At 72.6% G+C, this 21,673-nt stretch carries 20 protein-coding genes; 10 read left to right on the forward strand and 10 right to left on the reverse strand.

Translation table 11 applies throughout. The features are described 5' to 3' along the window. Nucleotides 1–8: 8 nt before the first annotated feature. Nucleotides 9–377 (reverse strand): ribosome hibernation-promoting factor, HPF/YfiA family, encoded by a 369-nt coding sequence (gene hpf / locus WME75_RS30280; protein WP_437478358.1) that lies wholly within the window; start codon nucleotides 375–377, stop codon nucleotides 9–11. A gap of 249 nt (nucleotides 378–626) precedes the next feature. After that, complete coding sequence (locus WME75_RS30285; protein WP_437478361.1) at nucleotides 627–971, reverse strand: sigma-70 domain-containing protein; 345 nt, start codon at nucleotides 969–971, stop codon at nucleotides 627–629. A 360-nt stretch (nucleotides 972–1,331) separates the two neighbouring features. Here WME75_RS30285 and WME75_RS30290 point away from each other — a divergent pair, with 360 nt between their 5' ends. Then, entirely contained in the window at nucleotides 1,332–2,198 is an 867-nt protein-coding gene (locus WME75_RS30290) for an oxygenase MpaB family protein (protein WP_437478364.1), read from the forward strand. Between the two features lie 61 nt (nucleotides 2,199–2,259). Here WME75_RS30290 and WME75_RS30295 read toward each other — a convergent pair whose 3' ends face one another. Then, on the reverse strand, nucleotides 2,260–3,315 hold the full coding sequence (locus tag WME75_RS30295) for a serine/threonine-protein kinase (protein ID WP_437478367.1): 1,056 nt from the start codon (nucleotides 3,313–3,315) through the stop codon (nucleotides 2,260–2,262). Nucleotides 3,316–3,568: 253 nt separating this feature from the next. On the opposite strand from WME75_RS30295, the gene WME75_RS30300 reads away from it, so the two are divergent. Next, the gene (locus tag WME75_RS30300) at nucleotides 3,569–4,600 is read left to right on the forward strand and encodes an isocitrate/isopropylmalate dehydrogenase family protein (protein ID WP_437478370.1); all 1,032 of its coding nucleotides are present in this window, start codon (nucleotides 3,569–3,571) and stop codon (nucleotides 4,598–4,600) included. Between the two features lie 93 nt (nucleotides 4,601–4,693). On the opposite strand, the gene WME75_RS30305 is transcribed toward WME75_RS30300, so the two are convergent. The 3 genes from WME75_RS30305 to WME75_RS30315 form a co-directional block, all read right to left on the reverse strand. Then, nucleotides 4,694–6,478 carry an ATP-binding protein gene (locus tag WME75_RS30305; protein WP_437478372.1) on the reverse strand — a complete coding sequence of 595 codons (1,785 nt, stop codon included), beginning with the start codon at nucleotides 6,476–6,478 and terminating at the stop codon, nucleotides 4,694–4,696. A 139-nt stretch (nucleotides 6,479–6,617) separates the two neighbouring features. Then, nucleotides 6,618–7,061 (reverse strand): gamma-glutamylcyclotransferase family protein, encoded by a 444-nt coding sequence (locus tag WME75_RS30310; RefSeq protein WP_437478375.1) that lies wholly within the window; start codon nucleotides 7,059–7,061, stop codon nucleotides 6,618–6,620. A gap of 345 nt (nucleotides 7,062–7,406) precedes the next feature. After that, entirely contained in the window at nucleotides 7,407–8,078 is a 672-nt protein-coding gene (locus WME75_RS30315) for a DUF2378 family protein (RefSeq protein WP_437478378.1), read from the reverse strand. A 431-nt stretch (nucleotides 8,079–8,509) separates the two neighbouring features. On the opposite strand from WME75_RS30315, the gene WME75_RS30320 reads away from it, so the two are divergent. Next, nucleotides 8,510–8,905, forward strand: coding sequence for a VOC family protein (locus WME75_RS30320; protein ID WP_437478381.1), 396 nt, complete (start codon nucleotides 8,510–8,512; stop codon nucleotides 8,903–8,905). A 160-nt stretch (nucleotides 8,906–9,065) separates the two neighbouring features. Beyond that, nucleotides 9,066–9,815 (forward strand): M15 family metallopeptidase, encoded by a 750-nt coding sequence (locus tag WME75_RS30325; protein WP_437478384.1) that lies wholly within the window; start codon nucleotides 9,066–9,068, stop codon nucleotides 9,813–9,815. Nucleotides 9,816–9,824: 9 nt separating this feature from the next. Here WME75_RS30325 and WME75_RS30330 read toward each other — a convergent pair whose 3' ends face one another. Together WME75_RS30330 and WME75_RS30335 are read right to left on the reverse strand one after the other, a co-directional pair. Further along, nucleotides 9,825–10,316 carry an acyl-CoA thioesterase gene (locus tag WME75_RS30330; protein ID WP_437478387.1) on the reverse strand — a complete coding sequence of 164 codons (492 nt, stop codon included), beginning with the start codon at nucleotides 10,314–10,316 and terminating at the stop codon, nucleotides 9,825–9,827. Nucleotides 10,317–10,379: 63 nt separating this feature from the next. Beyond that, complete coding sequence (locus WME75_RS30335; RefSeq protein WP_437478390.1) at nucleotides 10,380–13,250, reverse strand: ATP-binding protein; 2,871 nt, start codon at nucleotides 13,248–13,250, stop codon at nucleotides 10,380–10,382. A 113-nt stretch (nucleotides 13,251–13,363) separates the two neighbouring features. Between WME75_RS30335 and WME75_RS30340 the strand changes: the two genes are divergently transcribed. Then, nucleotides 13,364–14,497, forward strand: coding sequence for a hypothetical protein (locus WME75_RS30340; protein WP_437478392.1), 1,134 nt, complete (start codon nucleotides 13,364–13,366; stop codon nucleotides 14,495–14,497). A gap of 21 nt (nucleotides 14,498–14,518) precedes the next feature. Here the strand turns inward: WME75_RS30340 and WME75_RS30345 are convergent, their stop codons facing one another. Together WME75_RS30345 and WME75_RS30350 are read right to left on the reverse strand one after the other, a co-directional pair. Then, the gene (locus tag WME75_RS30345; RefSeq protein WP_437478394.1) at nucleotides 14,519–15,145 is read right to left on the reverse strand and encodes a hypothetical protein; all 627 of its coding nucleotides are present in this window, start codon (nucleotides 15,143–15,145) and stop codon (nucleotides 14,519–14,521) included. Between the two features lie 146 nt (nucleotides 15,146–15,291). Beyond that, nucleotides 15,292–16,644: a penicillin-insensitive murein endopeptidase gene (locus tag WME75_RS30350; RefSeq protein ID WP_437478397.1), complete on the reverse strand. Its 1,353-nt coding sequence runs from the start codon at nucleotides 16,642–16,644 to the stop codon at nucleotides 15,292–15,294. Between the two features lie 125 nt (nucleotides 16,645–16,769). Here WME75_RS30350 and WME75_RS30355 point away from each other — a divergent pair, with 125 nt between their 5' ends. From WME75_RS30355 to WME75_RS30375, 5 genes are all read left to right on the forward strand, one after another. Beyond that, entirely contained in the window at nucleotides 16,770–17,528 is a 759-nt protein-coding gene (locus WME75_RS30355; RefSeq protein ID WP_437478399.1) for a CoA transferase subunit A, read from the forward strand. Between the two features lie 25 nt (nucleotides 17,529–17,553). Next, entirely contained in the window at nucleotides 17,554–18,219 is a 666-nt protein-coding gene (locus tag WME75_RS30360) for a CoA transferase subunit B (RefSeq protein ID WP_437478402.1), read from the forward strand. Between the two features lie 10 nt (nucleotides 18,220–18,229). Next, the gene (gene accD, locus WME75_RS30365) at nucleotides 18,230–19,087 is read left to right on the forward strand and encodes an acetyl-CoA carboxylase, carboxyltransferase subunit beta (RefSeq protein ID WP_437478405.1); all 858 of its coding nucleotides are present in this window, start codon (nucleotides 18,230–18,232) and stop codon (nucleotides 19,085–19,087) included. Further along, nucleotides 19,084–20,406 carry a bifunctional folylpolyglutamate synthase/dihydrofolate synthase gene (locus WME75_RS30370; protein WP_437478408.1) on the forward strand — a complete coding sequence of 441 codons (1,323 nt, stop codon included), beginning with the start codon at nucleotides 19,084–19,086 and terminating at the stop codon, nucleotides 20,404–20,406. The genes accD and WME75_RS30370 overlap by 4 nt, the downstream gene beginning before the upstream one ends. 84 nt (nucleotides 20,407–20,490) lie before the next feature. Beyond that, complete coding sequence (locus WME75_RS30375) at nucleotides 20,491–21,543, forward strand: SDR family NAD(P)-dependent oxidoreductase (protein ID WP_437478411.1); 1,053 nt, start codon at nucleotides 20,491–20,493, stop codon at nucleotides 21,541–21,543. The last annotated feature ends 130 nt before the right edge of the window (nucleotides 21,544–21,673 follow it).

Consider the following 21,673-nt stretch of genomic DNA (forward strand, 5'->3'; position numbering starts at 1 on the left):
TCGGCGGCTCAGGATCGGGTGCGTCCCGCTCCTGCCACCGCTTCCTTCTCCACCTCGGCGGCGTACTCTCCGGCGCTCGTGCCGCCGCGCTTGCGCGCTATGGTGTGCCCCTTTCCATCGCGGATCTGCCGCTCGATCTTGTCGTGGACCATGTCGATCGACGCGTACATGTCCTCACCCCGCTCGGTCGCCTGGAAGGCCAGGCTGCCCGAGGAGAGGCGGACATCGGCGACGTGGGTCAGGCCCTCGACGGAGAGGGTGACCTGCGCCGTCATCGCCTGCCTAAGGAATTTCTGGAGCTTGGCGACCTTCTCGTGAGCATACTTTTTGACGGCCTCGGTACCCACCATGTGCCGGAACGTGATCGTAATGTTCATCAGGCCAGCCTTCCTTCCCTGACGCGTAGAGGAAACAATCGACTACGGCTACAGAGCACCCCTCCATCACCATAGTAACACTGCTGTAGAGCTCCGGTCTGCCCTCAACGGCGCGGCGCTTTCGTTTTGTTTGGCTCCGTTTCGTTCTGCTCGTTCTGCATGCCCTTGCTGGGTCTCGCCGAGTTTTGCCGCGTCTTGCTGCGTCTTGCCGCGCCGCGCCGCGTCCGGCGTGGCCTCCACGCGTCCTCTTCAACAAGTCTTGGCACGCCCGGCTTGTTCCAGGGCCCGGCGCACCGTGTGCGGAGCGTGGCCAGAAGCCAGCGCGATCTCGCCGATCGTGGGTGTGCGTCCAAGCTCGGCCGCGAGCCGCCTCGCGCTCGCGAGGACCGCGCGGAGCACCTCGACGTCGCCCGAGTCCAGCGGCTCGGCCACGCGGAGGCCCTCGGACTCGAGCTGGTCGATGATGTACTCCACCTCCTCGTACGAGACCGGCCGGCGGTCGATGACGTCGGCGATGTCGTTGAGGTCCACCCGACCGGTCGACCGATGGCGCGTAAGGAGCTCCTGGATCACATCGTCAATGACAGGCCGCACGGAGCCAGGGTGCCACCTTCGCGCAGGCCGCGCACGCGCAGGCAGGCCGCGCACGCGCAGGCCGCCCCAGCGCCGGCGCCCGCACCGCGGAGCCGCCCGAGCGCTCCGGCCCGTCCTCGCCGACCGCCCCGGCGGCCGGGGCGCTCGCAAAGGCCTGAACAGCTGGCTCGCGGGGGCGCGGGCCGCCTCGCCTGTCCCCACGTCATGGCCACGGCGCCTGGTTTCCGTCCTCACCTCGCCTGCTCCACCTCGGCGCATTGGCAGCACCCGCACCGGCTCAACAACGTTTCCGCCAGGAACCGCGGAGATATGATAGACACAGTGGCGTCATCGAGCGGATACATATCAGGAGATCTCTCCATGCGCTGGGCTCCTCCCGAATCGCGATCCCGTTATGCGATCCGCGACCATATCGAGGCGAACCTCGATCCGGTCAAGGACCATCAAGAAATCGCGTTTCTCACGACATGCTATGATTTCCCGTGGGACACGCAGCGCGCCCTCGAGCTCGCGCTGCTCCGTGTCTTCGGCATCGCGAAGGGCACACCGCTCCTGGTGCAGACAGGGGAGCTCCTGCAGCGCACCCAGAAGCGCTACGACGACACGACCCTCATCCTCTCCGAGATCCTGGAGAACGGATACGACAGCGAGCGCGGCCGGGCGGCGCTCCGGCGCATGAACCAGCAGCACAGGCGCTACACCATCCCGAACGACGAGTACCTGCACACGCTGTCGACCTTCATCTTCGAGCCCGTCCGCTGGAACGAGCGCTTCGGCTGGCGGCCGCTGACCCGGAAAGAGAAGCTCGCTGGGTATCACTACTGGAAACAGGTCGGGACGCTCATGAACATCCGGGACATCCCGCCGAGCTTCGAGGCGTTCGAGCGCTTCAACCTCGAATACGAGGCGGAGCACCTGCGGTTCTCGGAGAACAACCATCGGCTCGCCGTCGCGACGCGCGACCTCATGCTCGGCTGGGTGCTGCCGAAGGCCCTGTGGCCGCTCGGGGCGCAGGTCATCCACGCGCTCATCGACGATCCCCTGCTCGACGCGGTCGGGCTGCCGCGGCCGCCGCCCGCGCTGCGCCGCATCGTCGCGGCGGCGCTCCGCGCGCGCGGCCCGCTGCTGCGGGCGATGCCGCGCCGGCGCTCGCCGCGCCTGCTCACCAGGATGAAGAGCCGCACGTATCCGGAAGGTTACCGCGTCGAGGACCTCGGCGCGCGGTGACCCTGCATCGACCCCTCAGCGCATCGGCGCATCCGCGCCGGAGGGGACACCGCCTGTGCGTTCAGGGCAGCTGGCGCCGCAGGAACTTGAGCGCCTCGCGCGCCGCCGGGTTCACCGGCTCGTAGACGTCGGGGGTCTTCCGGAGCGGCGCGCCGATCGGCTCGCCGGGACGGGCGCCGAGGATGCGCTCGACGTCCTCCAGGAGCGATTGCATCGAGTCGAAGCGGTTCCCGGGCAGCTTGCGGAGCGCGGTGGCGACGAGCGCCTCGAGGCGCCGGTCGATGCCGGGGCGGATCGTGCTCAGCCGGGGGGCCGGCGTGCAGGCGTGCTGGGCGACGACCACCACGTCGTCCGGCGAGGAGAAGGGCAGCTGGCCGGCGAGCATGCGGAACATCGTGATGCCGAGGGCGTAGATGTCGGTGCGGCCGTCGACCGGATCGGCGAGGGCCTGCTCCGGGGCCATGTAGGGGACGGTGCCCAGCACGAGGCCGGCCGCGGTCACGGGGCCCGATCTCAGCTTGGCGAAGCCGAAATCCATCACTTTGAGCACGCGCGGGCCGCTCGGGGAACGGACGAGGAACATGTTGTCCGGCTTCACGTCGCGGTGGATGATCCCGACCGCGTGCGCGTCGGCGAGCGCCGACGCCGCCTGCCGTATCAGCGGCAGCGCGACGGCCTCGCTCACGGCCACCTCGCGGCGGAGCAGGACGCCGAGCGACTCGCCGGTGAGGAGCTCGAGCACGATGAAGGGGGACCCGTCCTTGCGCTCTCCCGCGTCGAGGACCCGGATGATGCTGGGGTGCCCGAGCTCGGCCGCCACCTCGAGCTCGCGGAGGAACCGCTCGCGCTGGGTCCGGTCCGCGGCGAAGTTGCGGTTCAGGATCTTGATCGCGACCTGCTCCTTCGTGCGGCTGTCCACCGCGAGGTACACGCGCGACATCCCGCCGGCGCCGATGAAGCCCTGGATCACGTAGCGATCCTCGAGGACGGCGCCGAACTGCCGCGTCGGGTGCGCGGGCGGCGCGGACGACAAGGACTCGACGAGGCGGGCGCCGTCGTCGGGACAGAAGCCGTAAGAACGGTCGGCGTACGCGCGGTGGCAGCGCGGGCAAATCATGGACGCGCGTCATGATGGCGGCGCGAACGGGGAACCTCAAGAGAACTTGCGCCCGGCGGGCAATCTCGCGAGGGCCGACGAGCGGCCGACGAGACGAGAGGGCGGGCCAAGGGGGTGAGGCCGCGATCTACCTCGCCGGAGCGGCGGCGCGTTCCGCCGCTCCGGCGAGGTAGATCGCGGCGCGCACCTCGGCTATGTGTGCGACTTTCCTCGTCAACGCGACGATCACCTCGAGCCCGAGAAGAGACAGACCGTGACCTCACCGAAGCACCCTGCGACCCTCATCCCCGGCGACGGCATCGGCCCCGAGATCGTGGAGGCGACGCTGCGCGCCCTCGACGCCCTCGGCGCGCCTTTTGAATGGGAGACGTGCGTGGCCGGCATGGCCGGCGTCAAGGAGGCCGGCGATCCCCTGCCCCGGGCCACGCTCGACAGCATCCACCGCACGCAGCTCGCGCTCAAGGGGCCGCTCGAGACCCCGATCGGCGGGGGATACCGCTCCTCGAACGTGCGCCTGCGGCAGGAGTTCAAGCTCTTCGCGAACGTGCGGCCCGCGCGCACGCTGGTCCCGGGCGGCCGCTACGAGAACATCGACATCGTGCTCGTGCGCGAGAACCTCGAGGGCCTCTACGTGGGCTTCGAGCACTACATCCCGATCGGCAGCGACGAGCACGCGGTGGCGATCGGCTCGGGCGTGAACACCCGGGTCGGCTCGCGCCGCATCGCCGAGTTCGCCTACGACTACGCCGAGAAGCACGGCCGCAAGAAGGTCACGATCGTCCACAAGGCCAACATCATGAAGGCCCTCACCGGCCTCTTCCTCGAGACCTCGCGCGAGGTGGGCAAGGGCTACGAGGGCCGCGTGGCGACCGACGAGCGCATCGTGGACGCGTGCGCGATGCAGCTCGTGCTGAACCCGTGGCAGTTCGACGTCATCGTCACGACGAACCTCTTCGGCGACATCCTCTCGGACGAGATCGCGGGCCTCATCGGCGGCCTCGGCATGGCGCCGGGGGCCAACATCGGCCAGCACGCCGCCATCTTCGAGGCGGTGCACGGCTCGGCGCCGGACATCGCCGGCAAGGGCGTGGCGAACCCGATCGCGCTGATGCTCGCCGCCGCGATGATGCTCGACCACGTGGGCCACCAGGAGCTCGCCGGCCGCCTGCGCGCCGGGATCGACGGGGCGCTGAACGTGGACGGGGTGCGCACCGGCGACCTCGGCGGCAAGTCAAACACGAAGGCGCTCACGGACGCCATCGTGGCGCGCATCCAGAACGGCTGAGCGGCCGCGGCGGACCTCGTGTCGGCCGTCGCCGCGGGCGGGCGCGGCGCTCGCGTGTCGGCCGTCGCCGCGGAGGGCGCCGCGGGCGCGGGATCAGTCGCCGCCCGAGGTCGCGGCCGGGAGCGGGAGCGTGAAGTGGAAGGCCGTCGTCTCGCCCGGCTTGCTCCGCGCCCAGATGCGACCGCCGTGCGCCTCGACGATGCCCTTGCAGATGTAGAGCCCGAGGCCCGTCCCGGGCGGGCTCCGCCTGGACGGGGCTGACGAGAGCCGCTGGAAGCGCTGGAAGAGCCTTGGCAGATCGTCCTGGTGGATGCCCGGCCCGCGGTTCTCGACGGCGATCTCCGCCTCGGTGTCGCGGCGCGAGAGCGTCACCCGGATCGGCGCGGCGGGGTCGCCGTACTTGGCGGCGTTGAGGAGGAGGTTCCCGATCACCTGCTCGATGCGCGCCTCGTCCACGTGGACGAGCGGCACGTCGTCGTCCGCGGTGAGCACGACGTCGCGCCCCGGCCGCTCCGCGGCGGCGAGCTCGACGGCGTCGCGGAGGTGGGCGCGCAGGTCCGTCGGCCGCCGGTCGAGGGAGAAGCGCCGCGCCTCGATCTTTGAAGCGTCGAGCAGATCCCCTGTCATCCGCTCGAGGCGCTGGACGCTGGCCAGGATCTTCTGGCTCCACGGCCTGATATCGGCGGCCTCGGACCTTCGCGACAGGATGCCCGCGCACGCGGTGATCGCGGTGAGCGGCTGCTTGAGGTCGTGCGCCACGAGGGTGATCCACTCCTCACGGAGCCGCTCGCGCTCCATGAAATGGGTGACGTCTTCGTAGCTGGCGATGGCGCCGAGGATCGTGCCCTGGCCGTCGCGGATGGGGCCGGCGCTCACCACGACGGGGACGTGGCTCCCGTCGGTCCTCCGGAACCACAGCTCCGCGCAGGTCGTCCCCTGGCCGCGCGCCGCCCGGACGAGGGGCATCTCGTGGTGCGGAAGGGGCTCCCCGCCCGGCGCGCAGAGGAGCACGCGCTGGGCGGGCGCGGGCGTCGTGAGGGGGTGCGGGCCGCCGCAGAGCTGCTCGCAGCGGCGGCTCGCGAGGAGCGAGCGGCCGCCGCGCTCGTCGAAGACGGCGATCGCGACGGGGAAGTCCTCGATGATGCTGCGCAGCCACCGCCGCTCCGCCGCGAGGCGGGCGTCCGCCTCGCAGGCCGCGGCCCGGGCGTCCCGGTGGAGCGCCTCGGCGCCCTGCTCCGCCTGCGCGCACGCGTCGGCGTCGTCGACGGGCGCGCCGTGGAGGCGGCGCTCGGCGCCCCGTTCGACCTCGCGCTCGGCGGCCGCCAGGGCAAGGGCGAACAGCGCGCCGAGGGCCTGGACGCGCGGGAGGAGCTCCAGCGAGGGTGCGCTGCGGCCGCTGAACGCGCAGGTGAGGACGCCCAGCAGCCGGCCTGCGCCGAGCAGGGGGGCGGCCAGCACCCAGCAGGCCTTCAGGCAGGTCTCGATCGCGCGGACATCGGCGAAGCGCTCGAGGGCCGCGTCATCCGCCGCTGCGTGCTCGACGCGGCGACTCTCTGCGGCGCTCAGGGCGAGGGACGGGGTGCTCGTGAGGTCGTCGAGCGCCCCGGCGAGCGCGCCCGGCAAGCCGGAGGAGGCGAGCAGGCGGAGGGGGCGCGGGCGATCCTTCGGCCCCCACACACGCACGCGCGTGCCGTGGAGGAGAGAGAGGTCGGCGCCGAGCAGCCGGGTGGCCTGCGCGGCGATGGTGTCGTGGATCTGCTGCGGATCGAGCTTCCCGGAGAGCGCGGCGGACGCCTCGACGATCGCCTCCGCGAGCTGGGCGGAGGCCGCTGCGGGCTCTCCGTTCGTGCCCGGGGTCCGGTCATGCGCCGAGATCATCGTCACGCGTCCTCGGGCGTTGGCCTAGCACCTGCGGAGGAAGGTGCCGCTGGAGCGGAGGGCGCGTCGACGTCGTTCGGGCGGCGTGAGCGAGCGGACTGAGGCGGCCGGTCCGTGCTGTGGGCCGAGCTGTCGGCGGTCAACGGGACGGATCGAAGCGGCGTTTGGCCCAGCTCACGAGCGGGCTGTTGTCGCGGGTCCGCGCGGCGCCGGGCGCGCCGCGGCGTTTCCGCCAGTCGCCTTCGCGGACGCGGCGGCAGCCTGCGGCCTGTTCCATCGAGAGGAGGTAGGCCTGGGCCTCCCGCCCGTCGGCGAGGCGAACGGCGGCGCGGCGGTGCAAGATCGGGTGTCCCCGGTGCACGTCGAGCGCGGCGAGCGCGGCGGGCGCGATGGCGTAGAGCTCGCCGGTCACGGCGACGAACCCGCCCTCGACGAGGGCGCCGCTCGTGCCCAGATCGACGAGCGCGTACTGGGGGGTCGTGCTCGCCTCCCCGAGCGGGCGGGCCGCCGCGAGCCACTCGTGCTGGTCCTCGCCCTTCATGAGGTTGTCGTAGACGAAGAGCGCGATCTCGCTGGTGGTCATCTGGCGTGGTCCCCGGGACGGGCTCGGCGGCCCGGCAGAGACCCTCGCAAAGGGAGGGGGCGGGCGCAAGGTCGGCCGGGAGGACGCGGGCGGGGAATCAGCGGGAGATGCAGCGCCATGGGAACGTTGCACCTGCCCGCTCGGGGAGCTGCGACTCGGGGATGAGGCTCGGAAGAGGGGGTGCCGCGAGGAGGGGAGATGGCTCATCGACTCGTGAGCTGTCGGTCAGCGCGTCGACGAACGCGCCTCGCGTACGTCGGTCTCCGCGACACCCGATCTCGCCACGGGCTCTCGCGATCGGCTTTGCGACCGGATTGACCGCCCGTTACCGCCCCGCGCGCGGCCCTACCAGCTCACCACGAACTGCAGCGCGTCCGGCCCTCGCACATCCACGGAGATCGTCGGCTTGGCGCCGTATCCCATGACGAGCGCCTCGAAATTGCCCAGCGGGTACTCCAGCGTGCCGCGGAAGCTGCTGATGTCGATCTGCACCTCCGACGGACCCAGCTGCCGCGCCCTGGCCGACGGCCCCTTCACGAGCGCGCCGAGGCTGCCCGTGTAGCGCATCAGCGCGGCGCCCGGGTCGGTCGCGAGGTGCATCGTGATCCGACCGAGCGCGCTCTCCCTGAACGCCGCGACCTGCTGCCGCGCCAGGCGCCGGTACGCCTCGCGCGAGCTCCGGTTCGGGTGCGAGAGCCGCGCGGCCGCGTCGTAGACACGCAGGAAGTCCCGCATCGGATAGTCCGAGAACGGCAGGTAAAGCCCACCCCGCGGCGGGCTCGACAGCGTCGTCACCACCTGCACGAACCGCTCCCCGAGCGTCGCCGCCAGCGCGTTGAAGAACATCCCCTTCATCGCGTAAAACTCGGGGACCCCCGCCACCACGGCGTCGATGTCGATATTGCCGAGGAGCGGGTCGGACGGACGCACGTCGAAGGACGCACCGTTCGGTCCCACGAGCGGCCCCTCGGCGGCCGGCGCGCTCGCCGGCATGACGCTTCGAGGCACGGTGCGCATGACACCGCTTCTGGGAATCGGCGTCTCGTTCGCTTGCCGTTGCTGGTCGCTGCGGACCTCTTTCATCATGGTGCTCGCCGCGGAAAATCCTCGACACGGGGCCGCTTGCGGTAACCACCGCAGCAGAGGGAACACCCCCGCTACTGCAACGGCCATGCCGCCCGATGTCGACACGAGTCACCGCACGAACACGGGGGTTCACGGCGGATTTCCCTTGCATGGATGAAACGCCGCTTCAGCGGTGCAACCGGGGGCGATGGCCCGGACGGCACCGACCTCCGCTCCGGCCTCGAGCGCGCGTGGGCGGAGACACACATCCGAGAGCGCCCGGGGCGAAGGGACACCGCGTCATGTCTCCTGACAGCACGCTGTCAGGAGGGCCGTCGTAGATTGCCAGTGCGCGCGGGCGGAAGTCCCGCGAGGAGGACCTCATGAAGACAGGACTGGGTGGTGTGATCGTCTATGTGCCCGATGCGGTGGAAGCCGCGGCGTTCTACGAGCGCGCGTTCGGCTTCGAGCGCAAGTTCGTCTCCGACGGCAACGATTACTGCGAGATGCACGGAGACGTGCCGCTCGGGTTCGTGCAGGAGGACTACGTCCAGAAGCACCTGCCCGAGTTCGTGAAGAACCGGTCCGGCGCGCACCCCGCCGGGTTCGAGATCGTCGTCACAAGCAAGGACGTGGACGCGGCGTTCGCGCGCGCGGTTCAGGCCGGCGCCGCGCCCGTCACGGAGCCCCACGACATGCCCTGGGGCCAGCGCGTCTCGTACGTGCGCGATCTGAACGGCGTGCTGGTGGAGATCTGCTCACCGTGGACCACCCCATGAGATCGACCGCTGCGCCGCGGCGCCATCGGGGTGACGCAGTCGCTGCGACGCAGTGCGCCGCCTGCCGCGCGGGTGCGCCCTGTCACCTGACAGCGCTCTCCTGACAGGCGCCTGCGGCAAGTCCTTGCCGCGCCTGACGCGGCCTGCTTAACCTCCGCGCGTGAACGCGAACGGTCGGACACGGGTGCATCTGCTCGTGGCAGCGGCGATCGCCCTGCTCGCGGCCGGCCCCTCGGGGCTCGGCGGCGGGCCCGTCGCGGAGGCCAAGGAGGCCGCCGGGGGCAAGAGCAAGAAGAAGAAGGCGCCGCAGTACGAGTGCCGCCCGCAGAGCCCGCAGAAGTTCCTGAAGCGGCGCACCTTCGTCCAGAAGGGCATGCTCAACCCGAAGAAGCACGCCAAGGCGGTCCGCTACCTCGCCGAGCATTACGGCCACGTCGATACCGAGGAGACGCGGCGCTACAACACCGAGAGCGCCCACGCCCAGGCCACGACCGTGCGGTTCATGGGCCTGCCGCTCTCCATCCACGAGAAGGTCGCGCCCGCGCTCCACTGCGTCGAGAAGCGGATCCGCGCGACGTGCAACAGCAAGTCCCGCCGCTACACGCCGCGCGCTGTCGGCGGGTTCCGCACGGCGAACAGCTACCGCGGCGCGGAGATCTCGAACCACCTCTTCGGCACCGCGATCGACATCGATCCCGAGCGGAACCCGTGCTGCGGCTGCGTCGATCCGTGGCCCACGAGCCCGCTGTGCCACGAGAAGAAGCGCACCGCCTACGAGCGCACGGCCCTCTCCCGCTGCTGGATCAAGGCGTTCGAGCGCTACGGCTTCGACTGGCTGGGCCACGACGACCTCGAGGACACGATGCACTTCGAGTTCCTCGGGGATCCCGACCGGTTCAAGAAGAGGTAGCGCCCGCGCTCACGCCCCGTCGCGGCCGCCCCCGCGCCGGGAGAGCCGGCGCGCGCGCCGCTCTGCCGCGGCGTCGGCGAGGCGGCGATCCTCGTCCGTCTCCAGCCGGAGCGGCGGCACCGCCGTCGGCCGCAGCGACGCGTCGACGGCCACGAACGTCACGAAGGCCGTGACCGTGGGCCAGACGTCGCCCGTCGTCGCGTCCTCCCCCTCGACCGACACAAGGATCTCGAGCGACGTGCGGAAGGTCGCCGTCACCCGCGCGGACAGGCGCACGACCTGACCGACCTTGATCCCGCGATCGAACGAGAGATCGTCGATGCCGGCGGTGATCACCGTGCTGCCGGTGTGCCGCTGCGCGCAGATCGCGGCGCACAGGTCGACCCAGGCGAGCACCTGCCCGCCGAAGATCGACCCGAGCGCGTTCGCGTGCGTCGGCAGGACGTACTCGGTCATCGTCGTGACCGAATCGGAGGCGCGCTTCTCGTGCTGTGCTTTCACCCGCCAGATGTATCACCGCGCCGCCCGCGCTCGTCCTCGAGCGCGCGGACGACGCGGCGCTAGCTAGCTGGAGGAGGAGACCCGCCCCGGGCTCGGGAACAACGCCGGCTCCTCCGGGGTGGGCGCGCGGCCCGGGCTCGACGAGGAGACCGGTGGCATGGCGAGCCCCGCCGGCCCCGTCGGGAGCGTGGGCTCGTCCTCGAAGCGCATCGACGTGACCTTCAGCCGCGCGAAGATCGCCTCGGCCCGCTCGTTCATCGTCACCGCCTCGCGCCGCGCCGCCATGTTCGCCAGGAAGCTCCGGTCGGTCGTCAGGAACCGCGCGTAGGCCTGGAACGTGCGCGCGAGCTCGAGCTCGTTCCCCGTCTCCTCGAAGATGCTCACCGACCGCGCGAAGTAGGCGCGCGCGCTCTTCGTGTTCGCGCTGCCCCAGCCGCCCGCCGCCGTGATCTCGCCGAGCGTCCGCAGCGCGATGCCGAGGTGCACCTTGCTCCGGACCGAGGCGAACAGGTCCACCGCCCGGCTGATCGAGTCGCGCGCCTTCTCCAGATCGCCCCGGAGCATGTAGGCCTTCCCGAGGGCGCGCCGCGCCTCGGCCAGGCCGAGCCGGTCGCCGAGCTCGTCGCAGAGCTCCTCGGCCTGCTGCAGCACCCGCACCGCCTCGTCGGGATCGCCGCTCCGGTAGAGCGTCCCGCCGATGTTCGTCAGGATGAGCGCCGTCCGGTTGCGATCGCCGACCTGCCGCGCCACCTCCAGCGCCTCCTCGAAGAGCTTGAGGGCGCGGCGGTGGTCGCGCTGATCCTGGGCGATCATCCCGAGGTTGTTCAGGGTCACCACGACGCCGAGCAGATCCGAGATCTCGCGCCGGATCGCGAGCGACCGCTCGAACGTGTTGAGGGCTTGCTTGAACTCGCCCGAGTCCTGCAGGGCGAGGCCGAGGTTGTTCAGCGACAGCGCGATCGAGCGGCGGTCGCCCATCCGCTCGCGGCGGGAGAGGGCGTCGCGCAGCCACTTCAGCGCCTCCTGGTACTCGCCCCGGAGCCAGTGCAGCTTGCCGATGTCGTCGATGGTCGAGGCGATCCCCCGCTCGTCCCGCGCGCCCTCGAAGAGGCGGAGCGCGGTCGTGAGGTGCTTGCCGGCCTCGTCGAGCGAGCCGCTGTCGCGGTAGAGCCGCCCGACGCGGTTGTGCGCGGCGCCGCCCTTGCGCCGGTTGTCGAGCCGGTAGGCGAGCGTCAGCATCTCGCGGAAGGCGGCGAGCGCGTCGTCGATCCGCCCGGCGAGCTGCAGGACGTCGCCGTAGTCGTGGAGCGCGTCGATGCGCCGCGCGACGTGCGCGTCGCCGAGCAGCGACAGCCCGCGCGCGTAATACTCCGCGGCCTTCGCGTTCGAGTAGCGGCCGCGCGCCACGTCCCCGGCGTCGAGCAGCGACAGCCCCGCCCGCACCGCGTCGCCGATGCGCTCGCGGTGCGTCGCGAGCTCGGCGAGGAACTCCTCGCTGGCGCGCACCGCCACCTGCTGCTCCAGCCACTCGGCGATCGCGTGGTGGTACCGCCGCTGGGCCGCGGCGCTCATGCGCTTCTGGAGCGCCTCGCGCTCCTTGTCGTGCATGAACACGAACTCGTCCGAGCCCGCGAAGCTCGACTCGCTCTGCTTGCGCAGGTAGCCGCGGTCGCACAGCGAGCGGAGCGCGGCGTTGATCCGGTCGAGGTCCTTGTCGCTCTCTTCCTCGCCCCACAGCTCGGGCGCCTGACAGCCGGCCCGGCCGAGCACGAACAGCGCGCCGCTCCAGAACGCCGGGCCGATGGTCGCGGCCTGCTCGAGCAGCTGCCGGCAGTCGTGATCGAGCGCGGCGAGGCGGACGTTCACGGCGTCCTCGACCGTCATCGGGAGGTGCGCCGTCGACAGCTTGCCGAGCTGCACGCGCCAGCGCGGCCCGCCCGAGTCGGGCGCGAGCTCCTCGATCACGCCCTGGTCGTGGCAGATGCGGACCATCTGCTCGATGAGCGCCGGGTTGCCGTTCGCGAAGGAGCAGGCCGCCTCGACGAGCTCGGGCGGCGCGCCCGGCCGGCCCTGCGACTCCGCGCCCGCGGCGTCGACGACGACGACGTCCTCGCCGCCGCGCGGCATGCAGGGCGCGAGCAGCGCCCTCGCCAGCTCCGCCGCCTCGGCCTCGCCGAGCGGCGTGAGCTCGACAAGCGCGTGGCGCCGCTCGCCGACCTTGCCCCAGTCGTCCTCGCGGGTGAGCAGCTCCGGGCGGGCCGCGCAGACGATCAGGACCGGGCCCGCGAGGTACTCGATGAGGTAGCGCAGGAGCGCGAGGGAGTCGTCGTGGGCGGCGTGGATGTCCTCGAAGACGAGGCACACGGGGCCCTGGGCGGCGTCCGCCTCGAGGAACGCCTTCAGCACGGCGCGGCGGATGAGGTCGGCCTGCGCCGGGTCGTCCTGCACCGCGCGGGTGAGCGGGCTGTCGCCGAACGCGAGCCCGATGAACTGGCCGAGGAAGTAGATGACGTCCCCGACCTTGCGGTCGCCCATCACGTGCGCGACCTGCGCGCGGACCTCGGCGCGGGCCGCGTCCTTGTCCATGCCGTCCGAGAGGCCGAAGCGGGCGCGCAGGAGCCGCGTGAAGATGCCGTACGCGGACGCCATGTCGCCGGCGCTGCCCGCGTAGACGCGCAGCGCGGCGGAGCCCTGGCGCTGCCGCTCGAGGAAGTCGCGCGCGAGCCTGCTCTTGCCGATGCCCGGCGGGCCGACGAGCGTCACGGTCCGGGTGGAGCGCTCCCGCTCGACCGCGTCGAGGGCGCGGGCCAGCGCCGACAGCTCGGCCTCGCGCCCGATCAGCGGTGCGCGGGCGGGCGTCGCTGCGCCAGTTGCACTGTCCTCTCGGCTCATCTCCATGGCCTCCACGTCCCCGGGGGCCGCAGCGCGGGACATTCCCCTCGGCTCATCTCCCTGCCTCTGCGTCCCCGGGTGCCGCAGCGCGGGGACACGATGTCCCGAGCCTATACCAGGTTCGGCTTCGGTGGCGCGTGCGGTAAGCTGCGGGCGTGGACGACGAGGTCACGGGGACGCCGTGGAGCGCCGGCAACACGGCGCGCAACGCCGCGGAGATCCGCGGGCGCATCACGGCCTGCTTCAGCCTGGCCGAGCTGCGCCGCTTCGCAGAAGAGCTCGGCGTGCCCGACATCCCCTGGGATCGGGGGATCCAGGGGGCGGCGCACGAGCTCGTCCGCCGCTTCGAGCAGCGGCGCGAGCTCTTGTCGCTCGTCGAGCAGCTCCGCGCGGTGCGGCCGCTCGTGGAGTGGCCCGACATGCCGATGGTGCCGCCGGCCACATCGATCGCGCAGGCGCACACGGACATCCCGCGGCCGGCGCCGCTGCCGAAGCTCGCGCCGCTGCAGGTCCCCTCGCCTCCCACGGAGGTCCCGACGCTGGCGCCGCCGCCGATCCCGCCGACCACACGGACGCCGACCGTCCCCATGGCGGAGCCAGCGCAGCCGCGGTCGCCCGGCGCCGCCGGGCCGGCGTACCGCGCGGCCGGCCCTCCGGGCGCCGCCGAGCGCGCGCCGTCCCGCGCCTCGCGCCGCATCGACTCGCGGCTCCTGCTCGCCGCCCTGGGGCTCGTGGCGGTCAGCCTGTTCGTTGCCTTCCTGATCGGCAGGGCGTCGAGCGCGCCGGACGACGCGGCGGCGCGGGCGAGCGCCGCGCCCGCGAGCGCCGCTCCCGCGAGCGCCCCGCCGCCGGCGGCCCGACCGGACGGGGTGGCGGCGCGCGCGGCCGCCGCGATCGATCGCCGGCTCGAGAGCGTGGCGCGGGCGTGCGAGATCCCTCCGGGCTCCGCGGAGGACGTGATGCGCCGCGCCTTCGAGCGCTGCGGACCGGCGCCCGCCCACGCGGCGCAACGGACGGCCCCGGCGCAGGGGAGCGATGCGCCGGCGGCGGAGCGCCCGGCGTTGCCGCCGGCCGCTGCAGGGGCGGCGCCTCGCGCGGCCGCCGCGGCCGGCAACGCGCCCGCCGGCGGCAACGCTGGGTGCGTGGGGGCGTGCGAGCGGCGACACAAGGCGTGCAGGGCGACGAAATGCGGCAAGGAGCCCACGCAGAGCAGCCAGTACCAGCGCTACCAGAGCTGCCTGTCGACGTGCCTGGAGCAGGCGTCCAGGTGTCGCCTCGGCTGCCTCTGAGCTGCCTCCCGCTCGCCAGCGTCAGAGCGGCGGGCGGCTGCGGCGCATCACGCTGACCGTGTCGGTCGGCTGGTGCTCGGGGCAGCCGGTGCGGCCGGACCGGTTCGGGTCGAAGTCGATGCGGAGGCAGGTCTTGCAGACGCAGAGATAGGCGTCGTAGAACTCGCGGTAGTTCAGCATGTCCGCAGCGAACAGGCTGAGGACGATGTCGCTGAGCAAGTCCTCTTCGCGCGGGCACGACTCCCAGAGCGCGGCGTCTCCGGCGCGGCGCACGCGCCCGCCGTCGATCGCGGCGGCGAGGAAGCGATCGTCCGCGGCGGGCGGCATGAAGGCGCGGAGCGAGGCGAGCACCCGGAACCGCGCCGCCTCGACGAGCTCCTGGAGCTCGGGCCCGTCCGGCTCTGCCGGGGCGAGCGGGCCGAGCGCCACCTGCTTGGAGAAGCCCTCGGTCACGTAGGCCGGGCGCGGCATCCGCCCGGGCGCCACGAGGTGCTTCTCGAACCAGCGCGCGAGCGCCACGCCGCTCTGGGGAGGCTTGTCGATGAACGTGAGCGCCGCGAGCAGCGCGCGCCGATCATGACCGCTGGCGACGAGCGACGGAGCCGATGGAAGCGTGGGAATCGAGGTGTGGGAGTCAGCTTGGCGCATGAACACCCCCCTTTATCCACCCCAGTCTGCACGAGGATTTCTCTCGCGGTCCAGATGCGATGGCGCCCCGGTCAAAGATTGAGGAACCACCTGTAACGCGTTGCGTCATAGGTGCCTGACCGTGGCGGTGCGCGGGGAGGCGGGTCTCAGTCCGTGATCTTGAGCGCCCCGCTGTCGTCGAGCGCGCCGCTCGCGTCGGCGCCGTCCGAGTCGGCCTCGACGTCGTCCTGGGACGTGGACTTCCGCAGAAACGACAGGTCGAGGCCGCCCATGGGCTGCTGCGCTGCCGCGCGCGCGGCGGCGGCGGGGAGCGCGTCGGCTTCACCTGCGCGCGGCGCGGCGCGGCGCCCCTCCTTCTCAGGGGGCGGCTCCTCGCGGCGCGGCTCCTCGCGGCGCGAGCCTTTCGCGGGATCGCGCCGGCTCGCTCCGGCCTCGCGGGGCCGCTCCGGCGCGGGCGTCGCGGTCGCCGCCCGCGGGCGCGCGGCCCGTGCGCGGGCGGAGGGGGTCCGGAGCGCCTTGTCCGCCTTCGCCATGCGCCCGCGCGTGCGAAACGAGGGCGCGTTCTTCGCGAGCTCGATGCAGCTGCCGCGCATGGCGCGCGGGCAGGAGATGCGCACGTGCATGTGGTCGTCGTGCGGCTCGGCGCCCGTCGGCTGCATCATGGCGAGCTGCGCGCGGACGAGCAGCGCGCGGGAGACGCCGATGCGCTTGGCGTGGGCGAGCAGCGCGTGCCGCAGCGGATCGGAGATGAAGATGTGGCTCACGTGAGCGCGGGGGTCGGTGAGCAGGTGCTGCACGAGCAGCCAGTTGCGCGGCACGTCGAAGCGCGCCCCGGGCAGGCTGGTCGAGGCGAGCCGGGCGTTGAATTGCAGGAAGCGCGGCGCGTGGACCTGCTTGCCGCGGCCGTCGAGCGCGTAGAAGCCGAGGTCGACGTCGCGGCCGCTCTCGTGGGAGTTGTGGCGGTGGACGTCGCCGCCGCGCTGGCGCGACAGGTCGCCGACCTCGAGCACGGCGCCCGGGAAGCGCCTGGCCACGCCGCGCGCCGCGCGCTCGATCATGCCGACGAGCGCCGGCACCCCCCAGCGGACGTCGGCGTGCGCGTAGGCGGGCACGACGCGGATGTCCTTCCGCGAGGTGTCGAGCCGCACGCCGCCCTCGAGGCGCCCCTCGTTGGGGTGGCCGACCGACGCGGTGGGCGCCCTGGGCGCGGCCTTGGTTTTGGCCGGCTCGGCCGATCTCGCCCCTGCGTCGCCGGCGCGGGGACGGTGGCCCTTGCCGGCGTCCTTCGTGACCCGCGCGCGCGGCGACCCCGCGCGCGCCCGTGTGCCCGCGGCGGGGCGCGCCTTCGAGCCCGCCGGCTCTTTCGCCGCAGAGCGCGCCTTCGAGCCCGCCGGCGTCTCCGCGGCAGAGCGCGCCTGCGCGTCCGGCGCCGCGGCCGCCGGGGCGCCGGGCAAGGAGAGCGCCAGGATCGTGAACAGCAAGGAGAGCGGTCGAGGCACACCGGTGCGTTACGGGGTTTCGGCGGGCAGGGCCAAAAAGCCGGCGCCGCCCGGTCCCCGTGCCGCGCTGCGGCGGCAGCGGAGGCTTTTGCCTCGCGGCCAGTTGGGGTACCTCTCGGTCGGCCATGGACAAGGTCTACAAGAGCGCTCTGGATGCCGTGAGGGACATCCCCGGCGGCGCCACGATCCTCTCGGGCGGCTTCGGCCTCTGCGGCATCCCGGAGCACTGCATCGCTGCGCTCCGCGAGCTCGGCACGAAGGATCTCGTGGTCGTGTCCAACAACTGCGGGGTCGACAGCTTCGGCCTCGGGATCCTCCTTCAGAACCGCCAGATCCGGAGGATGATCTCGTCGTACGTCGGCGAGAACAAGGAGTTCGAGCGGCAGTACCTGAGCGGTGAGCTCGAGGTCGAGCTCACGCCGCAGGGCACGCTGGCCGAGCGCATCCGCGCCGGGGGCGCCGGGATCCCGGCGTTCTACACCCCGACCGGGGCGGGCACGGCCATCAGCGAGGGCGGGCTGCCGGTGCTCTACAACCCCGACGGCACGGTGAAGAGGTACTCCGAGAAGAAGGAAGTGCGGCAGTTCGACGGCCGCGACTACGTGCTCGAGCCGGCCATCCGCGGCGACTTCGCGCTCGTGAAGGCCTGGAAGGGCGACCGGTTCGGCAACCTCGTCTACCGCCACACCGCCATGAACTTCAACCCCATGATGGCGATGGCCGCGAAGGTGACGATCGCCGAGGTCGAGGAGCTCGTCGAGGTCGGCTCGCTCGACCCGGACCACATCCACACGCCCGGGATCTTCGTTCACCGGATCTTCCAGGGCGAGCGCCACGAGAAGCGGATCGAGCGGCGCACGGTGCGCAAGGCGTCGGCCGCCTAGGCGCGGCGCCGGGACAGGGGAGACGATGGGACTCACGCGGGAACAGATCGCGCAGCGCGCCGCGCTGGAGCTCAAGGACGGCTACTACGTCAACCTCGGCATCGGGATGCCGACGCTCGTCGCCAACTACATCCCCGCCGGGGTCGAGGTGGTGCTCCAGAGCGAGAACGGGCTGCTCGGCATCGGCCCGTACCCGGTCGAGGGCGCCGAGGACCCGGACCTCATCAACGCCGGCAAGGAGACCGTGACGATGCTCCCCGGCTCGGCGATCTTCTCGAGCGCCGAGTCGTTCGCGCAGATCCGGGGCGGCCACATCGACCTCGCGATCCTCGGGGCCATGGAGGTCTCCGAGAAGGGCGATCTTGCCAACTGGATGATCCCCGGCAAGATGGTGAAGGGGATGGGCGGGGCGATGGATCTCGTGGTGAGCGCGAAGCGCGTCGTCGTGATCATGGATCACGCGGCGAAGAACGGCGCGCCAAAGATCCTGACCGAGTGCGCGCTGCCCCTCACCGGGCGCGGCGTGGTCCACCGGATCATCACCGATCTCGCCGTGCTCGACGTGACGCCCGAGGGGCTCGTGCTGCGCGAGCTCGCGCCCGGCGTGAGCGCCCGAGAGGTGCAGGAGAAGACACAACCAACGCTCCGGGTCCCCTCCGATGTCCAGGAGATGGGCCAGCGGGGCGCCTGAGGGTTCGCCGATGACCTGGCCCGAAAAGACCCTGCCGACGACCGACGCGAGCGAGAAGCGCTCGCTGGGAGCGGGCGTGTTCCGTCGCTGCGACGGCTGCTCGCACACGCACGACGCCTCCGAGCTCGCCCGCACCTTCGAGGTGTGCTCGCAGTGCGGCCACCACCACAAGCTCGACGCCGAGGGGTGGCGGAGGCTCCTGCTCGACGACGGCGAGCTCGCCCAGTGGGACGACCACCTCGTCCCCAACGATCCGCTCCGGTTCAGCGACGGCAAGAGCTACCGGGACCGCGTCGCGGCGCTCCACAAGAAGGGGCGCGCGAAGGAGGCGATCGAGATCGGCCGGGCCAGGCTGGACGGCCGCGACATCGCGTACGGCGCCTTCGTCTTCGCCTTCATGGGCGGGAGCATGGGCTCCGTCGTCGGCGAGAAGATCACGAGGCTGTTCGAGCGCGCGACGCGGGAGGAGCTCCCGGTGGTGCTCCTCCAGTCGTCGGGCGGCGCGCGGATGCAGGAGGGCATCCTCTCGCTGATGCAGATGGCGAAGAGCGTCGCCGCGCTCGAGCGCTACCGCAAGACGCGGCTCCCGTTCCTCTCGGTGCTGCTCCACCCGACCACGGGCGGCGTGGCGGCGAGCTTCGCCTTCCTCGGCGACGTGAACATCGCCGAGCCGAAGGCGCTCATCGGCTTCGCCGGCCCCCGGGTCATCGAGAACACGATCCGGCAGACGCTGCCGGAGGGCTTCCAGCGGGCCGAGTTCCTGCTCGATCACGGGATGGTCGACGCCATCGTGCCGCGCCCCGAGATGAAGGCGTACATCGGCACGCTGCTCCAGCACCTCGTGGGCCATCGCCAGGCGCGGCGATGAGCTCGGCGGCGCCGCGGCTCCCGGCGCTGCTCGCGGCGCTGGGGCAGCGGGCGCCGCGGGGCATGGTGCTCGGGCTCGACCGGGTGCGCGAGGCGCTCGCGGCGCTCGGCGACCCCCAGGCCCATCTCCCCGCTGTGCACGTCGCCGGCACCAACGGCAAGGGGAGCGTGTGCGCGATGGTCGAGTCGGTCGCGCGCGCGGCCGGGCTCCGGACCGGGCTCTACACGTCGCCGCACCTGTCCCGCTTCGCCGAGCGCATCCGCATCGGCGGCGACGCGATCGGCGACGCTGCGCTCGAGCGCGCGCTCGCGGCCGCGCTGGAGCGGGTCCCCTCGCCGCTCACGTTCTTCGAGGCGCTGACGGTGGCCGCGTTCGTTGCGTTCCGCGACGCGGACGTCGACCTCGCGCTCCTCGAGGTCGGCCTCGGCGGGCGGCTCGACGCGACCAACGTGATCGCGGCGCCGCTCTGCACGGCGATCACATCGATCGCGTTCGACCATGTGGACCTGCTCGGCCCGACGCTGGCCGACATCGCCCGGGAGAAGGCCGGCATCCTCAAGCCGGGCGCGCCCGTGGTGCTCGGCCCGCTCGATCCCGAGGCCGACGCCGCGATCGAGGTGGTCGCACAGGCGATCGGGGCGGGGCCGCGCCTCCGCGTTGCGCGGGCCGAGCACGGCGGGCGCGCGGGCGAGATCGCGGTGGGGCGCGCGGGGCCTGAAGCGCGCGCGACGCGCATCGCCGGGCCGGGGCGCCGCGCGCTCGAGGTGGAGCTCGGCCTCCGCGGGGCGCACCAGGCGGAGAACGCAGGCGTGGCGTGCGGGATCGCGTGGCAGCTCGCGGGCCGGTGGCCCGAGATCGAGCGGGCGCTCCCGGAGGGGCTCGCCGCGACCCGCTGGCCCGGCCGGCTGGAGCGGCTCGACGCGGGCGCCGCCCAGGTCCTGCTCGATGCTGCGCACAACCCGCACGGCGCGCAGGCGCTCGCCGCGTGGCTCGACGAGGAGGGTCCGGGCGCGGCGCGCACCGCGCTCGTGTTCGGAGCGATGGGCGACAAGGGGTGGGGCGAAATGCTACAAATGCTCGCCCCGCGTGCGCAGCGGCGGTTCTACGCGACGCCGCAGGGCCGCGCGGCCGCCCCGCTCGATGCGCTGCGCGACATCGCGCCGGGCGAGCCGATCGGCGATCCGCGCGCGGCGGTGGCGAGGGCGATCGAGGTCGCCGGGCCGGGTGGGCTCGTCGTCGTGGCCGGCTCGATCTACCTGGTCGGCGAGGTGCGGTCGGCGCTGCTCGGCATCGTGCCGGACCCTGTCGTGACGCTCTGAAGCGAGCGCGCCGCCGCGCGATGTGCAGGCGCGTCGCTGCGTGGCGGCGCGCCGGTCTGGCACGGGCGATGCCGGTCCGGCGGCATGGCATTCAGGAAGCGGCGTTCTCCGGTGCTCTTTCCTGCGGCAGCCCTCGGGGCGGCCGCGTTCGCGCGGACGGCGTTCCGCGCCCTGCGGCGGCTCGACCTGCGCGGCCGGGTCGTGGTCGTCACGGGCGGCTCCCGCGGGCTCGGGTTGCTCCTGGCCGAGGAGTTCGGCCGGCACGGCGCCCGGGTGGCGATCGCCGGCCGCGACGCGGGGGCGCTCGACCGGGCCGAGCAGCGGCTGCGGACGCTCGGCATCGAGGTGCACGCGGTGGCGTGCGACCTCGGCGATCGCGCCGCCGCCGAGGCGTTCATCGACGGCACGGCGAGCGTGTTCGGTCGGATCGACGTGCTCGTGAACAACGCCGGCGTGATCCAGGTCGCGCCGATGCAGGACCTCGGCGTGGAGCAGCTCGACGAGGCGATGCGCTCGAACTTCTGGAGCGCGGTCTACACGACGCTGCGCGCGCTGCCGCACCTCCAGCGGCAGGGGCGCGCGGCGCGGATCGTGAACGTGGTGTCCATCGGCGGGCGCGTCGCCGTGCCGCACCTGCTCGGGTACAACGCGTCGAAGTTCGCGATGATGGGCTTCTCGGAGAGCCTCCGAGCCGAGCTCTCCCACGGCAGCGCGCGGGGCCCGCGCGTCACGACGGTGATCCCCGGGCCCATGCGCACGGGGTCGATCTACAACGCCGAGTTCGGCGGCAGCCCGCAGCGCGAGTTCGGCTGGTTCAGCCTGGCCTCGTCGATCCCGATCGCGACGATCGACGCGCGGCGCGCGGCGCGGCAGGTGGTGGCGGCGGCGCGCGAGGGGCGCGCCGAGGTGAAGCTCGGGCTGTCCTCGCACCTGCTCAGCTGGGCGCACGGGATCGCGCCTCAGACGACGGTGCGGTTGATGGGCCTAATCAACGCGCTCCTGCCGTCGCCCCGCGGCGGCGAGGGGACGACGCGCGGGCGGGATCTGCACGCGCCGGCGCAGGGGTCGGTCCTGCTGCGGCTGAGCAACGAGGCGGCGCGGCGCAACAACGAGGCGCCGCCGGAAGCGGCGCGGTGACCGGTGGCGCGGGGAGCGACCGCGTCACACGGAAGCGGCGCGATGAGCGACCGCGTCACAAAAGCGGAACGATGAGCCCAGGGTCGCCGCGCCGGCAGTTGGCCGTAGGCTGTCTTGGCAAAGGTTGCTA

Origin of the sequence: Sorangium sp. So ce1014, assembly GCF_051521505.1 — a bacterium.
Lineage (GTDB): Bacteria > Myxococcota_A > Polyangia > Polyangiales > Polyangiaceae > Sorangium.

What these genes read in the sequence shown, in the direction of transcription:
- hpf (WP_437478358.1), bottom strand. Translation starts at nt 377, where the DNA reads ATGAACATTACGATCACGTTCCGGCACATGGTGGGTACCGAGGCCGTC.
- WME75_RS30290 (WP_437478364.1), top strand. Translation starts at nt 1,332, where the DNA reads ATGCGCTGGGCTCCTCCCGAATCGCGATCCCGTTATGCGATCCGCGAC.
- WME75_RS30295 (WP_437478367.1), bottom strand. Translation starts at nt 3,315, where the DNA reads ATGATTTGCCCGCGCTGCCACCGCGCGTACGCCGACCGTTCTTACGGC.
- WME75_RS30305 (WP_437478372.1), bottom strand. Translation starts at nt 6,478, where the DNA reads ATGATCTCGGCGCATGACCGGACCCCGGGCACGAACGGAGAGCCCGCA.
- WME75_RS30310 (WP_437478375.1), bottom strand. Translation starts at nt 7,061, where the DNA reads ATGACCACCAGCGAGATCGCGCTCTTCGTCTACGACAACCTCATGAAG.
- WME75_RS30315 (WP_437478378.1), bottom strand. Translation starts at nt 8,078, where the DNA reads ATGCGCACCGTGCCTCGAAGCGTCATGCCGGCGAGCGCGCCGGCCGCC.
- WME75_RS30320 (WP_437478381.1), top strand. Translation starts at nt 8,510, where the DNA reads ATGAAGACAGGACTGGGTGGTGTGATCGTCTATGTGCCCGATGCGGTG.
- WME75_RS30335 (WP_437478390.1), bottom strand. Translation starts at nt 13,250, where the DNA reads ATGTCCCGCGCTGCGGCCCCCGGGGACGTGGAGGCCATGGAGATGAGC.
- WME75_RS30345 (WP_437478394.1), bottom strand. Translation starts at nt 15,145, where the DNA reads ATGCGCCAAGCTGACTCCCACACCTCGATTCCCACGCTTCCATCGGCT.
- WME75_RS30355 (WP_437478399.1), top strand. Translation starts at nt 16,770, where the DNA reads ATGGACAAGGTCTACAAGAGCGCTCTGGATGCCGTGAGGGACATCCCC.
- WME75_RS30360 (WP_437478402.1), top strand. Translation starts at nt 17,554, where the DNA reads ATGGGACTCACGCGGGAACAGATCGCGCAGCGCGCCGCGCTGGAGCTC.
- accD (WP_437478405.1), top strand. Translation starts at nt 18,230, where the DNA reads ATGACCTGGCCCGAAAAGACCCTGCCGACGACCGACGCGAGCGAGAAG.
- WME75_RS30370 (WP_437478408.1), top strand. Translation starts at nt 19,084, where the DNA reads ATGAGCTCGGCGGCGCCGCGGCTCCCGGCGCTGCTCGCGGCGCTGGGG.
- WME75_RS30375 (WP_437478411.1), top strand. Translation starts at nt 20,491, where the DNA reads ATGGCATTCAGGAAGCGGCGTTCTCCGGTGCTCTTTCCTGCGGCAGCC.